We start from the raw sequence: 14,932 nt of genomic DNA, 5'->3' as shown, positions 1-14,932 counted from the left end.
TGGCGCACAAGCTTATCAGCTGGCTCACTTCGCCTCTCCCGCTTGCGGGGGAGGCCGACGCGCATCGTGAGATGCGTGGCGGGTGGGGGTGTCTCCACGGTGGGATTCGCAGTGCGGAGACACCCCCACCCCGCCCTCCCCCGCAAGCGGGAGAGGGAGCCCACCGCCAATGCCAACATCACTCTAATCCCCATATGCGATTGCCCTGCGTCATTCCGGGGTTCGCGGAGCGAGAGCCCGGAATGACGAAGGCATGGGCTTCCCGCCCCGCTTCCACGGCGGCGATGTCGCTGATACTCTTCCCGAAACAACCGGGAGGATACCATGAAGGCAGCTCGCGCCTTCACGCCTGATGTCGTCAGCGACATTACGCCGGCGCTGCTCGCGATCGGCCGCGACAGCTTTCCGCAGGCGCTGATCGGCACACTGCGCCGCGTCGCCGATGTCGGCCACTGCATGGTGTTCTCGTTTGCCGGCCCGCGGTCGGCGGCGTGCCTGCTCGACGTCGGCAACATCCCGACCGGACGCGACCTCGGCATCGCCTATTCCGAGCATTTTCACCAGGCCGATCCGAACCGCGATGCGGTGTTCGAGGGCCAGGCGCAGGCCGCGCCGATCGTGCTGCCGAATTTTGCCCGCCGCATGTACAGCGACGGCTATCGCAAGATCTTCTTCGACGATTCCGACATTGTCGACAAATTCGCCTCCGCGATCTGGACCGGCGATACCTGCTTCTATGTCAATTTCTATCGCATTACCGAACAGGGCCGGTTCACGCGGGAGCAGATCGCGCGCCTGACCGCGGTGGCACCGGCGGTGAGCGCGGCGGTCGCGCGGCATTTCCAGTACGACGAAGCGCCGGATCGCGATCCGATGGCCCGGCTGAAGACGCTGTTCGCGACCGCCGAGCCGCTCGCCAGACTGACCGCGCGCGAGAAGGAGGTCTGTCTGCGCATCCTCTCGGGCTTCAGTTCCGAAGCGATCGCGGCCGAGCTCGGGATCGGCCTGCACTCCGCCCTCACCTATCGCAAGCGCGCCTATGACAAGCTCGGCATCTCCTCGCAGAACCAGCTGTTCGCGATCGCATTGCGTCTGGTGGCGTCGTCCCGGCCACTGAACTGAAGAGCGCCCGGCCTGTCCCAAGGCGTGGGGACAGAAATCACCGTTCGGCTGGACTATCCTGCGGCGAGACAAAGGACCACGCCGTGAGCACCGCCCCCCGTTTCGACATCGACGTACCTGCGTTCTGGCAGGACCCCTACCCGGCACTAGCGCGGATGCGCAAGGAGGCCCCGATCGCCTTCGTACCGCAGCTCGGCAGCACCTTGCTATGCAGCCGCGACGACATCTTCGTCTCGGAAAAGCAGATCGACGTGTTCTCGTCGCACCAGCCCGAAGGCCTGATGAACAAACTGATGGGCCACAACATGATGCGCAAGGACGGCGATGCGCACATGAACGAGCGCAAGGCGATCTTCCCCGCGATCTCGCCGAAAACCGTGCGGTCGCACTGGACCGCGCAATTCGAGGGACATGCGCGGCGCATTCTCGATGAGCTGAAGCCCGGCGGCGCGGTCGATTTCGTGCAAGCCTTCGCGCTGCCGTTCTCGGCCGAATGCCTGAAGTCGATCACCGGCCTCACCAACATGCGCTTCCAGGACATGAACGCCTGGTCGCAGGGCATGATCGACGGCATCGCCAACTATGTCGGCGATCCCGCCGTCGAGGCGCGCTGCCATGCCGCGACCTCGGGCATCGATGCCGCGATCGACGACATGGTCCCAGTGCTGCGCAAGACGCCCGATCTCAGCCTGCTCGGCGTGATGCTGCAGACCGACATGCCGATGGAGAGCGTGCGCGCCAACATCAAGCTCGCGATCTCGGGCGGCCAGAACGAGCCGCGCGATGCGATCGCCGGCGCGGTGTGGGCGCTGCTGACCCATCCGGACCAGCTTGCATTGGCGCAGAGCGGCGCGATCCCGTGGCTGCAGGTGTTCGAGGAATATGCCCGCTGGATCTCGCCGATCGGGATGTCGCCGCGGCGGATCGCAAAGCCCTGGACCATCCGCGACGTCGCGTTCGAGACCAACGAGCGCGTGTTCCTGATGTTCGGCTCGGCCAACCGCGACGAGAAGCATTTTGAGCGGCCCGACGCCTTCGACATTCGCCGCGACGCCAGCAAGAGCATCGCGTTCGGCGCCGGTCCGCATTTCTGCGCCGGTGCCTGGGCCTCGCGCGCCATGGTCGCCGATGTCGCGCTGCCGCTGATCTTCACGCGGCTGAAGAATTTGCGGCTGGTCGAGGGCAAGCCGCCGCGGATCGGCGGCTGGGCGTTCCGCGGGCTATTGGATCTGCCGGTACAGTGGGATTAGCGGCCCCAGCGCAGCACGACCGGATCGAGCGATTTCGCGATCTCGATCAGGCCGGCGCGGGTCGCCGGGTGCAGCGGCTGCAGCGGGTGGCGCACCATGTCCGACTTGATGACGCCGCCCTCGCGCATCAGCACCTTGCAGGCCGATAGCCCGCATTGCCGGTTCTCGTAGTTGATCAGCGGCAGCCAGCGCGCATAGGCGGCCATCGCCTCGTCGCGGCGCCCGGCGAAGAACGGATCGATGATCTGGCGGATGCCGTCGGGATAGCCGCCGCCGGTCATCGCGCCGGTGGCGCCAGCGTCGAGATCGGCCATCAGCGTGATCGCCTCCTCGCCGTCCCAGGGCCCCTCGATCGCGCTGCCGCCCTTTTCGATCAGGCCGCGCAGCTTTGCCGCCGCCATCGGCACCTCGATCTTGAAGTAGCTGATATTGGCGAGTTCCTTCGCCATCCGCGCCAGGAAATCGACCGAGAGCGGCGTGCCGGCCACCGGCGCATCCTGGATCATGATCGGGATGCCGATGGCATCCGAGACCACGCGATAGAATTCGTAGATGCTTCCCTCCGGGACGCGGAACGTCGCGCCGTGATACGGCGGCATGATCATCACCATTGCAGCGCCGGCGGCCTGCGCCTGCCGGCTGCGCGCGGCGCACACCGCCGAGGAGAAATGCGTGGTCGTGACGATCACGGGAATGCGGCCGGCGACGTGCTCGAGCACCGCATGCATCACCGTCTCGCGCTCGGCGTCGGTGAGCACGAACTGCTCGGAGAAATTGGCGAGGATGCAGATGCCGTGCGAGCCGGCATCGATCATGAAGTCGATGCAGCGGCGCTGCCCGTCGAGATCGAGATCGCCGCTGGCATCGAAGATGGTCGGCGCGACCGGGAAGACGCCGCGGTAGGGACGTTGTGCCGGAGATGTCATGTCGAACCTCGCTTGCGATTGACTTACTTGAGCATGATCTTTTCGGAAAACCGCTTCACACTTTTCCGGATCATGCACTACGGAACGGCAGCGCGGGCCCGTCGAGCTTGCGCAGGCCCGGCTCGCGCCGCTCCAGCCACCAGCCGTATTGCTTCGGCCAGGAGGCGAAAACCTCGCCGCTTCCGCCGCCGAGCGCAAGCTCGGCATGCAGCGGCCAGTTCGGATCGAACAGCGCCTCGCGGCCGATCGCGACCAGATCGGCGTGGCCGTTGGCCAAGACGTCTTCGGCCTGCTGCGGATGCAGGATCAGGCCGACCGCGATGGTGGCGATATCGGCCGCGCGGCGGATCTCGCTGGCATAGGGCACCTGGAAGCCGTAGCCGCGCGGAATCCGCGCCGCGGTGGCCGAGCCGAGCAGGCCGCCGGACGAGCAGTCGATCAGGTCGACGCCGCGCGCCTTGGCTTCGCGGGCAAACGCAATCTGATCCTCGATCTGCAAGCCGCCATCGATGCCGTCGACCGAGGAGATCCGCACCGACAGCGGCCGTTCCGCCGGCCAGGCGGCGCGCACGGTCTCGATGATCTCGAGCGGATAGCGCATCCGCCCGGCGCGGTCGCCGCCATAGGCATCGGTGCGGCGGTTCGACAGCGGCGAGAGGAATTCGTGCAGCAGATAACCGTGCGCGCAGTGCACCTCGACGAATTCGAAGCTGGCCTCCGCCGCGCGCAGCGTGGCGCGCCGCCACTGCTCGCGCAACGCGGCGAGCTCGTCGACGTCGAGCGCGTGCGGCATCAGCCAGCCCTCGTCCATCGGGATCGCGCTCGGCGCTACCGTCCGCCACGGCAAATCGCCGCGGGCGTGGTCGGCGGCATCGAGCGCGGCATTGCCGTACCAGGGTCGCTGCATGCTGGCCTTGCGGCCGGCATGCGCGAGCTGGATCGACGGCACCGCGCCGTTATCCTTCAGGAACGCGGCGATGCGCGCGAGCGGGGCAATCTGCGCGTCATTCCAGATCCCGACGTCGCCATGGGTGATGCGGCCCTCGGCGGTGACCGCCGCGGCCTCAACCATCACGAGCCCGGCGCCGCCCTGCGCGAACTTGCCGAGATGCACGAGATGCCAGTCGCCGGCGATGCCGTCGGTCGCCGAATACTGGCACATCGGCGAAATCAGGATGCGGTTTCGGGAGCTCACGCCGCGAAGCGTGATCGGCTGAAACAGAAGCGGCTGCGACATCGGGACCTGCGGGAGGGTGGAGCGGAAACGATGCCGCGAAGCTAAGCGGCTCGCCAATTCGCCGCAAGGCACGCGACAGCGCGGGCGATCAGAGGCGAATGCATGCAAGGTTGGGAATTGGAGCGGGCGAAGGGAATCGAACCCTCGTATGCAGCTTGGGAAGCTGCCGTTCTACCATTGAACTACGCCCGCGATCGCCAACCGGTCGGACTTCTCCGGCCGGACCCGGCGGACCATAGCCCGGGCGGCGGCGCAGGATCAAGCACGCATTCATTTCCGTCGCGGGCCGGCCCTTCTAAAGCGCGATGAGATCAGGTTGAATCATCATCGCGCTTTAGCCCTTTGTTTGAGCATGATCTTTTCGGAAAACCGCTTCGCACTTTTCCGGATCATGCTCTAGTGCCCGAGCCGCACCAGCACGTCGTTGATGACAAAGGGTGCGGCGGCGGATGCATCGCAGCTGCCGCTGCGCGCGTAGATGCAGGCATCGGCGTTGCCGACGCGGGTGCAGCTGCGCGGTGAGAAATCGGCCGGCAGTTCGCCGGCCGCGTCGGGGCGCGCAAGGATGCGGTTGAAGGCGGGCCGGGTCGCCCGCAGCAGCGCCGGAAGGCGGCCCTGCGCAACCGGGTCGGCGGCCTGCAGCGCGTAGAGCGGCGATGCGCCGGCCAGGCGGTCCCGCCCGGGGAAGAGCTGGAAACGGATATCGTAAAGCGCGAGGCCACAGAGCTCCGGATCGCTGCGCAGTTCCGCGGCGAGCCGCGCGGCACCGATCCCACGCGTCCAGTAGTCGCGCATCGGTTCGCTGGCGCCGGCCAGCAGCGCGGACACCAGCACCCAGCCGCCGGCGACGATCGGCAGCGCGAACGGACGCCATGCACGCCGCGCGCGCAGCGCCTGCACCCAGTCGGCCGATCCCAACGCCGCCACGATGGTGAACAGCACCACCGACAGAAAGATGAAGCGGTATTCCTTGTGCGCGATCAGGCTGTGAAAGACCAGGTTCACGAGCGCCACCGCCAGCAGCAGCGGTGCATGCCGCCGGCCACGCCAGATCGCGGCGAGCGGCAGCACGATCGCCGCCGACCAGACGACCAGGAAGTTGACGAGATAGGCCGAAGGCGGCGACACGCCGAAATCGGCCGCGCGATCATGATAGAGGTTCTGCGCGATATTGCCGATCAACCAGCCGAACGGCACCGCGCCATGCGCGATGTCGATCACGCCGGCGAACAACAGAGCGAGCAGCCCGCCGGCGACCAGCGGAATCAGGTTTCGCCATGCGGTCCAGCATGTCCCGAGCGCGAGCACGGCGATCGCCGGCGCATACTGAAAGCGGCAGACAAAGGCGGTCGCCAGCAACGCACCGCCGATGACGAGCCGCTGCTGCGACGGGCCGTTGGTCAACAGCAGCGCCGCCGGCACGATCAGCGCGGTCGCGAGCGGCTCACCCAAGGTGTGCGGAGCAAGCAGGATCAACTCGAACCAGATCGCGGCGGCGAATGCCGTGATGATGGCGTGGGTGCGCGAGATCCGCGCGCCGATGAACCAGGCGCTGACCACGATCGACAGCGACAGCAGCGCGGCCACCAGACGCGGCACCACGAAAGCGCCGGCGCCGCCCGGCGCAATCCAGTCACCCAGCGCGACCGGACCGGCCAACAATGTCGGCAGGAACCAGCCGCGGATGCCCTCACGCCACTCCCACGTGACGATGCTGTCGTGGCCGAGCATTCGCCACGCCGGCTCGAGGTATTGGAAGACCTCATCGGGATACATGACGGTGGGCCAGAAGGCGAGCGCCAGGCGGACCGTCAGCGCCAACACCAGCACCACCGCCAGCGGGTGAACACGCCGGATCGATAGTCCAGCCACACCTTCGCGGCCAGGCGCCGGACGGGCGCCCGCTGCCGTCAGTGTTCCGTCGATTGCGTCAGGGAGCAGCATGTTGCCGAACAGATAGCGTCGAAAGCCTTTAGGATGTGTGACCGAAACTTGCACATCGGAGGTTGCCTGATGGCCAGGAACCGGCGTCATCGTTAACCGAGCGTCAAGATTCCGGATGCGCGCGACGGCAAGGGTGTTATGATCCTGCCTGTGGGGTTGGTGGCGTCATGGCGGGGCGTGGGTACACCATTTTCGACACGGCGGTCGGCCGATGCGGCATCGCATGGGGCGAGCTTGGCGTCGTCGGCGTGCAGCTTCCCGAACTTCGCGAGATCGAGACCCGCAAGCGGCTGTTCCAGCTCTATCCCGATGCGCGCGAGCTGCGGCCGCCCGAAGAGATCGAGACGGCAATCGAGGGCATCGCTGCGACGCTGCGCGGCGGCAACGGCGATCTGAGCGGCGTGGCGCTCGACATGACCGGCATCCCGGCCTTCAACCAGCGCGTCTACCAGTTTGTCCGCAGCATTCCCCGCGGCGAAACCCGCACCTATGACGAGGTGGCGAGCGCCTTGCGCGTCTCCGGCGCGGTCTATTCGGTGGCGCAGACGATCGGCCGCAATCCCTTCATGATCATCGTGCCCTGCCATCGCGTACTCGAGGCCGGCAACTATGCCGACCGGATCTCGCCGAACGGCGGCAGCATCTCCAAGCGGCGGCTGCTCTCGATCGAGGGCGCGCGAACGATCGCGAGCAAGACCTTGTTCGACGTTCTGCTGCCGGTTGCGCCACCACGACCCCATCCCTAAATCTGGGGCATGAACCGCACCCCGCTGCTGCAGCGCGAGCGCATTTCCGTGACCGAGTTTCGCTGCACCGCGGAGCCCGGCGACAAGCCATTCGCCGAGCAATTCCTCAGCCATTCGGTGTCGTATGTCCGCAAGGGCAGCTTTGGCTGCCATTGCCGCGGCCGCTTCCACGAACTGGTGACAGGCTCGATCCTAGTCGGCCATCCCGGCGACGAATACATCTGCACCCATGACCACGTGGTGGGCGACGAGTGCCTGTCGTTCTTCCTGGACCCGGAGCTGGTGGAGACCATCGGCGATCGCGCCGCGGTCTGGCAGATCGGCTCGGTGCCGCCGCTGCCCGAACTGATGGTGCTCGGCGAGCTCGCGCAAACGGCGGCAGCTGGCAACAGCAATGTCGGGCTCGACGAGATCGGCCACCTCCTGGCCAGCCGCCTGGTCGAGCTGGTGTCCGATCGCCCGGCAAAGCCGCTCACCGCCAATCTGCGCGACCGCCGCCGCGCGGTGGAGGCGGCGCTGTGGATCGACGCCAATTCGCACCGCGCCATCGATCTCGACGACGCCGCGGTGCAGGCCGGCCTCAGCACCTTCCATTTTCTGCGGCTGTTCTCCGCCGTGCTCGGCGTCACCCCGCATCAATATCTGGTGCGCTCGCGGCTGCGCCACGCGGCGCGCCGGCTTGCCGACGACGACAGCCCGATCACCGACATCGCCTATGACGTCGGCTTCGGCGACCTCTCCAATTTCGTGCGCAGCTTCCATCGCGCCGCCGGCGCGCCGCCGCTCAAGTTCCGCCAGGCCTCGCGCGGCGACCGCAAGATTTTCCAAGAACGTCTCGCACTGCAATAGCTAGGGTTGCTCCAGGTCGCGCGTCAACGCGCTAACTTTGGAGAGCCTTCATGTACGACCACATCGGATTGCACGTCGCCGATCTCGACGCCAGCGTGCGCTTCTATACTGCTGCACTGGCGCCGCTCGGCTTCGTGCTCTGCTCCCGCGACGACAGCGGCGCCGGCTTCGGCCCAAAGGACGCCCCTGCGCTCTGGCTCTATCTGGACAAGGGCAAAAAGGCCGGTGACGCCCACATCGCCTTCCGCGCCCCCGATCACGACGCGATCAAGCAATTCCATAGCGCAGGCGTGAAGGCCGGCGGCAAGGACAATGGCGCGGCGGGTCACCGCAAGGACTACAGCCCGACCTATTATGCCGCGTTCCTGATCGATCCCGACGGCAACAATGTCGAGGCGGTCTGCGCTTAAGGAGCCGCTGCTCGTGTTCCGTCATTGCGAGCGAAGCGAAGCAATCCATCGCTCCGCACGCGTGGAAGGATGGATTGCTTCGTCGCTTCGCTCCTCGCAATGACGGTCTTCCACATCACAAAGGATCAAACCATGGCTTCCATCTACAAGGACATTCCTATCGACGCACCGGCCGACCATGTCTGGGACGTGCTACGCGATTTCGGCGCGGTGCATACAAGGCTGGCGCCGGGCTTCGTGACCGACAGCAAGCTCGACGGCGATGCGCGCATCGTCACCTTTGCCAACGGCTCGGTAGCTCGCGAGACGCTGGTCGATTGCAGCGACAGCCGGCGACGGCTGGTCTATGCGATCAAGAGCGAGCGGCTGACGCAGCACTCGGCCTCGGCCCAAGTGTTCGCCGAGGGCGACGGGCGCTGCCGCATGGTGTGGATCACCGACGTGCTGCCGAATGAGATCGCGTCCTATATCGACGCGCAGATGGACCTCGGCGCCGCCGCGATGCAGAAAGCGCTGGCGCAATCCGCGAAGGCGAAGAGCGCGGCGTAGCGCGGCCCGATCGGAACAACTCTGTCACCGTCACCCTGAGGAGGCCGCTTCTTCAGCGGCCGTCTCGAAGGGTCGACGGCCTCCGCTTCATCCACGAGCATGTTGAAGCATCTGGGCCGTGCATCCTTCGAGGGCCGCTGAAGAAGCGGCCACCTCAGGATGACGGGACTGAGTTGCTCTGCTTGCTCAGTGTCATCACCCGCGGATGCGGGTGATCCAGTATTCCAGAGGCCGCAGTGCTTGAGCCGATGGGCCGCGGCGTACTGGATCGCCCGGTCCATGTGCGCAATTGCGCACAGGCCGGGCGATGACAGCAGTGGATGAGGAGATAGCCTCACATCCTCGATGGTGGGCCAGGATTGCTCAAGAGAGCGCCGGCCGCACCTTGGCGATCGGCGCGGGCTTGCCCCAGCGGGTCAGGACCACGCTGAGGCATGACATCACGCCAAGCACGCCCATCGAGGCGGCGGCGAGTGCGAAGAAGTTTTGCGCACTCGCCTCATGGGTCGACAGCCACCAGCCGCCGGCGCAGATGAAGATCAGCCGCGCGGTCTGCGCCAGCACAGGACCGACCACCTTCGCCGCACCCTGCGAGGAGAAATACATCGACATCGCAAGCCCAATGAAGGCGTACATCGGCGCTGCCGTCGACAGGTACTGATGGCTGGTGGTCCGCACATGCGGATCATTGGTGAACAGATTGACCCAGAGATCGGGGAAGATTGCGATCAGACTGCCGATCACGCCGACCGAGAGAAATGACACCGTGCCGGCGGTCCAGGCGATCCGCCGGGCGCGCGCGATGCGGTCGGCGCCAACAGCCATGCCGATCATCGGCACCGAGGCGATGCCGACGGCGAATGCGACCGAGGTCAGCATGAATTCGAGCCGCGCGCCGATGCCGTAGCCGGCCAGCACAGCGGTGCCGAACTGCGCCAGCATGTGGGTGAAGATCGAGATGGTCAGCACCGATTGCAGCGGCGAGAAGCAGGAGATGGCGCCGACCTTGAGAATGTCGATGAACATCGCCCATTGCACCCGCAACCCCCAGAGCTTCGGCACCACGCGGGCGCGGCCGGAGAACAGATACCAGCCCATCACGCTGATGCTGATCGAATAGGCGATCAGCGAGCCGGCGGCGACGCCGCGCATGCCGAACTGCGGCACCGGGCCGAGCCCGAGTCCGAGCGTGCCGCCCAGGATGATCTGCCAGCACGCGGACGACAGGATCATGGTCGAGGGCAGCTTCATGTTGCCGGTGCCGCGCAGGATGGCGGCCATGGTGTTCATCAGCCAGGGCAGCACGGCGCCGCCGAAGAAGATTTGCGAATAGCCGATCGCCTGCGCCAGCACATTGCCGCGGCCGCCAAGCAGTTCGAGCAGGCGCGGCCCGAAGATGAGCATGCCCAGCATGAAGGTCAGGCCGAAGCACAGCCCGATCAGCAGCGCATGCGCCGCGAGCGTCGAGGCGCGCTCGACGTCGCCGGCGCCGAGCGCACGCGCGATCGACGATGCGACGCCGCCGCCCATGGCGCCGCCGGACATCGTCATGGTGAGAATGACGCAGGGAAACAGCAGCGCCATCGCTGCCAGCGACTCGACGCCGAGCCGGCCGATATAGGAGGTCTCCGCGATCACCACGCAGGTGCCGGCGGACAGCGCGATCACGTTCGGCCAGGCCAGCCACAGCAGCGTGCGCAGGATCGGCCCGTCGAGCAGCTTGTTGCGCGCGGGCGTCGTCACCGGCGGCGGCAGCGGCCGCTCGGCTTCGTCGACAGGTATTTCGGCGAGGCCGAGATCGGACATCTGTTCTCCCGCGCGCGCGATCTTCAGCCGCCGCGCCACGGTGTTTCCCTACCATGGCCGCGGCCGATTTCACGTGCGCGGGACGCAAGGGGGGCCTGCGTGATTGCCGGTGAACCTGGACGCTAGCCGATCGACCAGACTAACGGCGCATTGGCGGCCCCGTTCGGCTGCAGATGCACCGGAATATGCCGTCCGCAGCCGGCCGCCAGGCCCTCGAACAGGCCGATCAGCACGCTGGCGCAGGCCGGATGATAATCGGCGACATCGGCCATCAGCTTCCAGCCCTGCTGGCGGATTTCGAACTGGCCTTCTGACGCGCTGATCTCGGCGACATCATCCTGCGCCTCGAAAAGCGCGCGCAGGAACGCGGCAAATTCCGCCGCACGGCCGCGGTTGCCGCCGAGTGCCTGCGCCACCTCGTCGAAATACTGCATGCCAATCAGTTTGCCGGTGAGATGCAGCAGATAGCGCGCATCCTCCGGGCCGAACACCTGCACCATCACAGGCGCGGCGGTCCTCACATATTCCATCGCGTAGTTGCGATAGGCCTTCTCCAGCCGCGGCTTCGGCCAGCGGTCGACCGGCAGCGCCGGCGCGGCCTTTGGATCGAAGGGCGGCGCTTCGAGGTGGCGCGCGAAGACGAGACGCTGGTCGAGCTCGAGCGGATGATCGTATTCGCAGTAATAGCCCTCGAGCCCGTCCTGCCCGTCGACGCTCTGCTTGGTGCAGACGAAGCCGAGCCTGAGGTCGCCGAGCGCAACGCCGTTATTGGCGTGCCAGCCGCGCAGCATCGCGCGCGAGACCTCGCCCGGCACGCCGCAGATCGCGGTGCCCTTCCAGATCCAGCGCGGCGGCGGGTAGCGGATCCAGGCCTTGCGATCGGTCTCATGCATGTATTCGACATGCACGCCACCGATCCAGTTGGAGAGGTAGTGATACTGCGCGGCGGCGACCGCCGGCGGCAGATGATCGAGGCCGAGCTTCTTCAAGCCGGGCAGGAAGCGCTCCTGCTGCTGGCGGCGAAACACCCGGAAGACAAACTCGGCCGCGTCAGCCGTACCGCGCCGCGTCACCACGGTGAGGATCAGGCCGGTGAAGAAGGCATGATAGAGATCGGCGACGCTGCGCCATTTCCGCCATTGCGCTTCGTGTGCGCTCTCGCCTGCGGTCATGTTCGCTCCCGATGTGTTGCTTTGCGCAAGTGTGTCATCGCAAGAGAGCCGGCGCAACCAACCACATATTCGCTGTCATCGCCCGACTCGATCGGGCGATCCAGTATTCCAGAGGCGATCGTTATCGATCGAGAAGCCGCAGCGTACTGGATTCCCCGCTTTCGCGGGGAATGACAGCGGAGGGAATTGACGCACAATCGTAGCCCGGATGGAGCGAAGCGCAATCCGGGGCAGGTGCATCCGCGGACACAGCAGCCCCGGATTTCGCTGCGCTTCATCCGGGCTACGGAATTTTCTTACACGCGAAAATGCTTGGAGAGCTTCAGGCCCTGCGCCTGGTAGTTCGAGCCGATGCGCTGGCCGTAGAGCGCGTCGGGACGCTCCAGCATGCGCTCGTAGACCAGGCGGCCGACGATCTGGCCGTGCTCGAGGATGAACGGCACCTCGCGCGAGCGCACTTCGAGCACGGCGCGCGCGCCCTTGCCGCCGGCGCCGGCATAGCCGAAGCCGGGATCGAAGAAGCCGGCATAGTGGACGCGGAATTCACCGACCAAAGGATCGAACGGCACCATCTCCGCGGCGTAGTCCGGCGGCACCTGCACGGCTTCCTTCGAGGCCAGGATGTAGAACTCGCCGGGATCGAGGATCAGGCTGCCGTCGGGGCGCGCCTTGATCGGCTCCCAGAAATCGTCGACCGGATAGCCGGCGCGGCGGTCGACGTCGACCACGCCGGTGTGGCGCTTGGCGCGGTAGCCGACAAAGCCGTTGGAATTTTCTCCGGAGAGATCGACCGACAGCGCTACGCCCTCGGCGAGATCGGCATTGTCGATGTCGACCAGCCGCTCGGCGGCATGCAGCGCCTCGAGCTCGTCGGCACTAAGGATGGCTTCGCCGATCCGGAAGCGGACCTGGCTCAATCGCGAACCCTCGCGCAGCAGCACCGGAAAGGTCTTCGGGCTGATCTCGGCATAGAGCGGACCGTGATAGCCGGCGCCGATCATGTCGAAGCGGCGAGTGCCGTCGGCGATCACGCGGGTGAAGACGTCGAGCCGGCCGGTCGAGCTCTTCGGGTTGGCGGCGGCGACGATCTCCGGCGGCAGCGCCAGGCTTTCCAGCAGCGGCACGATGTAGACGCAGTTGGTCTCCAGCACCGCGCCGTCGGACAGGTCGATCTCGTGCAGCTTCAATTCGTCGATCCGCTCGGCGACAGTGGCGTCGGGCCCCGGCAGGAAGCTGGCGCGGACGCGGTAGGCGATGTCGCCGAGCCGCAGGTCGAGGCTGGCCGGCTGGATCTGGCTCTCGACGAAGTCATAGGCGGGCAGAATCAGCCCGGCGTCCGCCATCTCCGCGATCATGCGGTCGGGCAGGATTCCGTTGGATTCATCTTCCAGCGTGAACGACACGATGTGGTCCTTCGGCGGTCCCTCGACTGCCCCTCGGGATGGCCCAAAATCATACATTGAGCGGCCATCCAAGCCCTAGATATAGGCTTTTACGGGTTATCCGATGACCGCCTTGACGAAAAGGGCGCGAGGGAATATCAGCAGCGTTATCCCGTGGTGATTTGAGCCGGCCGGCTTGCAGCCACGTTAAATAAGTCGCTAAACAGGCCGGGGACAGTGTGATCCCGGCTTGTGGAGGTAGCTCCAGGCCGGTTTTTTTTGTGGCCGTTTTCCCCGGAGGGACGGCCGCGTCGGAGGTCACATGTCTGAGTCTGAAGTCACCCGCTATCGCCCTGAAACCCGCCTGGTCCATGGCGGCACGCTGCGCTCGCAATTCGGCGAGACGTCGGAGGGGCTGTTTCTCACCCAGGGCTACGTCTACGACAGCGCGGAGCAGTGCGAGGCGCGCTTCAAGGGCCAGGACCCCGGCTTCATCTATTCGCGCTATTCCAACCCGACGATTGCGATGTTCGAGCGCCGCATGATCGAGCTCGAGGGCGCGGAAGCCGCACGCTCGACCGCGACCGGGATGGCCGCGGTGACGACCGCGATCCTGGCGCCGCTGAAGGCGGGCGACCACGTGGTGGCGTCGAAGGCGCTGTTCGGCTCGTGCCTTTACGTGGTGCAGGATTTGTTGCCGCGCTACGGCATCGAGACCACGCTGGTCGACGGCCTCGATCTCGACCAGTGGCAGCGCGCGCTGCGGCCGAACACCAAGACCTTCTTCCTGGAGAGCCCGACCAATCCGACGCTCGACGTGCTCGACATCGCGGCGATCGCCAAAATCGCGCACAGCGGCGGCGCGCGCCTGATCGTCGACAACGTGTTCGCGACGCCGATCTGGCAAAGCCCGCTGTCGCTCGGCGCCGACGTCGTGGTCTATTCCGCGACCAAGCACATCGACGGCCAGGGCCGCTGTCTCGGCGGCATCATCCTGTCGTCGGAAGCCTTCATCGCCGAGCACATCCATAATTTCATGCGCCAGACCGGCCCGTCGCTGTCGCCGTTCAACGCATGGGTGCTGCTGAAGGGCCTCGAAACGCTCGGCGTCCGCGTCCGCGCCCAGACCGACACTGCGGCGAAGATCGCCGAAGCGCTGGCGACGCATTCGAAGGTGACGCGGCTGATCTATCCGGGCCGCGCCGACCATCCGCAGGCCGACACCGTGAAGAAGCAGATGGGCGCCGGCTCGACCCTGGTCGGCTTCGAGGTCAAGGACGGCAAGGCCGGCGCCTTCCGCTGCCTCAACGCGCTGAAGATCGCGCGCATCTCCAACAATCTTGGCGACTCCAAGAGCCTGGTCACGCATCCGGCGACCACGACGCATCAGCGTCTGGCGCCGGAGGCCCGCGCCGAGCTCGGCATCAGCGAAGGTTTTATTCGCTTCTCGGCCGGCCTGGAGCATCCCGACGATTTGATCGAGGATCTCGCGCGCGCGCTGGAGAAGGTGTGAGGCTGAGGTAGAAGCCGAGAGCGGGC

Annotated in this window: 13 protein-coding genes, 1 tRNA gene and 1 riboswitch; of the genes, 7 read left to right on the top strand and 7 right to left on the bottom strand. The window is 66.1% G+C overall.

The annotated features are described in order from the left end of the window. Window positions 1-324: 324 nt before the first annotated feature. A complete protein-coding gene (locus XH93_RS04565) occupies window positions 325-1,122 on the top strand; it encodes a helix-turn-helix transcriptional regulator (RefSeq protein ID WP_194472611.1) in 798 nt (265 codons plus the stop codon). Window positions 1,123-1,205: 83 nt separating this feature from the next. After that, a complete protein-coding gene (locus tag XH93_RS04560; protein WP_194472610.1) occupies window positions 1,206-2,372 on the top strand; it encodes a cytochrome P450 in 1,167 nt (388 codons plus the stop codon). On the opposite strand, the gene XH93_RS04555 is transcribed toward XH93_RS04560, so the two are convergent. The 4 genes from XH93_RS04555 to XH93_RS04540 all read right to left on the bottom strand — a co-directional run bounded on the left by XH93_RS04555 (window position 2,369) and on the right by XH93_RS04540 (window position 6,479). Beyond that, window positions 2,369-3,298, bottom strand: a complete 930-nt coding sequence (locus XH93_RS04555; RefSeq protein WP_194472609.1) for a dihydrodipicolinate synthase family protein — start codon at window positions 3,296-3,298, stop codon at window positions 2,369-2,371. The genes XH93_RS04560 and XH93_RS04555 overlap by 4 nt on opposite strands. Window positions 3,299-3,368: 70 nt before the next feature. After that, window positions 3,369-4,535: an NADH:flavin oxidoreductase/NADH oxidase gene (locus tag XH93_RS04550; RefSeq protein WP_194472608.1), complete on the bottom strand. Its 1,167-nt coding sequence runs from the start codon at window positions 4,533-4,535 to the stop codon at window positions 3,369-3,371. A 118-nt stretch (window positions 4,536-4,653) separates the two neighbouring features. Continuing rightward, a tRNA-Gly gene (locus tag XH93_RS04545) sits at window positions 4,654-4,727 on the bottom strand. Between the two features lie 204 nt (window positions 4,728-4,931). Next, on the bottom strand, window positions 4,932-6,479 hold the full coding sequence (locus XH93_RS04540) for a 4-amino-4-deoxy-L-arabinose transferase (protein WP_194472607.1): 1,548 nt from the start codon (window positions 6,477-6,479) through the stop codon (window positions 4,932-4,934). Between the two features lie 167 nt (window positions 6,480-6,646). Between XH93_RS04540 and XH93_RS04535 the strand changes: the two genes are divergently transcribed. From XH93_RS04535 to XH93_RS04520, 4 genes are all read left to right on the top strand, one after another. Continuing rightward, the gene (locus XH93_RS04535) at window positions 6,647-7,225 is read left to right on the top strand and encodes a methylated-DNA--[protein]-cysteine S-methyltransferase (protein ID WP_139486989.1); all 579 of its coding nucleotides are present in this window, start codon (window positions 6,647-6,649) and stop codon (window positions 7,223-7,225) included. 9 nt (window positions 7,226-7,234) lie between these two features. Continuing rightward, complete coding sequence (locus XH93_RS04530) at window positions 7,235-8,074, top strand: AraC family transcriptional regulator (RefSeq protein ID WP_139486990.1); 840 nt, start codon at window positions 7,235-7,237, stop codon at window positions 8,072-8,074. 50 nt (window positions 8,075-8,124) lie between these two features. Next, window positions 8,125-8,484 (top strand): VOC family protein, encoded by a 360-nt coding sequence (locus XH93_RS04525; protein WP_194472606.1) that lies wholly within the window; start codon window positions 8,125-8,127, stop codon window positions 8,482-8,484. Window positions 8,485-8,616: 132 nt separating this feature from the next. Then, a complete protein-coding gene (locus XH93_RS04520; protein WP_194472605.1) occupies window positions 8,617-9,033 on the top strand; it encodes an SRPBCC family protein in 417 nt (138 codons plus the stop codon). Between the two features lie 363 nt (window positions 9,034-9,396). Here XH93_RS04520 and XH93_RS04515 read toward each other — a convergent pair whose 3' ends face one another. From XH93_RS04515 to XH93_RS04505, 3 genes are all read right to left on the bottom strand, one after another. Further along, complete coding sequence (locus tag XH93_RS04515) at window positions 9,397-10,839, bottom strand: MATE family efflux transporter (protein WP_194472604.1); 1,443 nt, start codon at window positions 10,837-10,839, stop codon at window positions 9,397-9,399. 122 nt (window positions 10,840-10,961) lie between these two features. Then, on the bottom strand, window positions 10,962-12,011 hold the full coding sequence (locus tag XH93_RS04510) for a hypothetical protein (protein ID WP_194472603.1): 1,050 nt from the start codon (window positions 12,009-12,011) through the stop codon (window positions 10,962-10,964). A gap of 296 nt (window positions 12,012-12,307) precedes the next feature. Then, window positions 12,308-13,366 (bottom strand): 2'-deoxycytidine 5'-triphosphate deaminase, encoded by a 1,059-nt coding sequence (locus tag XH93_RS04505; protein ID WP_371815095.1) that lies wholly within the window; start codon window positions 13,364-13,366, stop codon window positions 12,308-12,310. Between the two features lie 191 nt (window positions 13,367-13,557). Beyond that, window positions 13,558-13,637: riboswitch (SAM riboswitch) on the top strand. Window positions 13,638-13,715: 78 nt separating this feature from the next. Here XH93_RS04505 and XH93_RS04500 point away from each other — a divergent pair. Continuing rightward, window positions 13,716-14,906 carry an O-succinylhomoserine sulfhydrylase gene (locus XH93_RS04500; protein WP_194472602.1) on the top strand — a complete coding sequence of 397 codons (1,191 nt, stop codon included), beginning with the start codon at window positions 13,716-13,718 and terminating at the stop codon, window positions 14,904-14,906. Window positions 14,907-14,932 lie beyond the last annotated feature (26 nt).

Origin of the sequence: Bradyrhizobium sp. CCBAU 51753 (assembly GCF_015291565.1) — a bacterium.
GTDB classification, from domain to species: Bacteria; Pseudomonadota; Alphaproteobacteria; order Rhizobiales; family Xanthobacteraceae; genus Bradyrhizobium; species Bradyrhizobium ivorense.
Note: the sequence above shows the minus strand (reverse complement) of the source record. Positions and strands in the feature narration are given on the sequence as shown.

Coding starts and splice junctions, on each gene's coding strand:
- XH93_RS04565 (WP_194472611.1), top strand. CDS start 325: ATGAAGGCAGCTCGCGCCTTCACGCCTGATGTCGTCAGCGACATTACG.
- XH93_RS04555 (WP_194472609.1), bottom strand. CDS start 3,298: ATGACATCTCCGGCACAACGTCCCTACCGCGGCGTCTTCCCGGTCGCG.
- XH93_RS04550 (WP_194472608.1), bottom strand. CDS start 4,535: ATGTCGCAGCCGCTTCTGTTTCAGCCGATCACGCTTCGCGGCGTGAGC.
- XH93_RS04540 (WP_194472607.1), bottom strand. CDS start 6,479: ATGCTGCTCCCTGACGCAATCGACGGAACACTGACGGCAGCGGGCGCC.
- XH93_RS04535 (WP_139486989.1), top strand. CDS start 6,647: ATGGCGGGGCGTGGGTACACCATTTTCGACACGGCGGTCGGCCGATGC.
- XH93_RS04530 (WP_139486990.1), top strand. CDS start 7,235: ATGAACCGCACCCCGCTGCTGCAGCGCGAGCGCATTTCCGTGACCGAG.
- XH93_RS04525 (WP_194472606.1), top strand. CDS start 8,125: ATGTACGACCACATCGGATTGCACGTCGCCGATCTCGACGCCAGCGTG.
- XH93_RS04520 (WP_194472605.1), top strand. CDS start 8,617: ATGGCTTCCATCTACAAGGACATTCCTATCGACGCACCGGCCGACCAT.
- XH93_RS04515 (WP_194472604.1), bottom strand. CDS start 10,839: ATGTCCGATCTCGGCCTCGCCGAAATACCTGTCGACGAAGCCGAGCGG.
- XH93_RS04510 (WP_194472603.1), bottom strand. CDS start 12,011: ATGACCGCAGGCGAGAGCGCACACGAAGCGCAATGGCGGAAATGGCGC.
- XH93_RS04505 (WP_371815095.1), bottom strand. CDS start 13,366: ATGATCGCGGAGATGGCGGACGCCGGGCTGATTCTGCCCGCCTATGAC.
- XH93_RS04500 (WP_194472602.1), top strand. CDS start 13,716: ATGTCTGAGTCTGAAGTCACCCGCTATCGCCCTGAAACCCGCCTGGTC.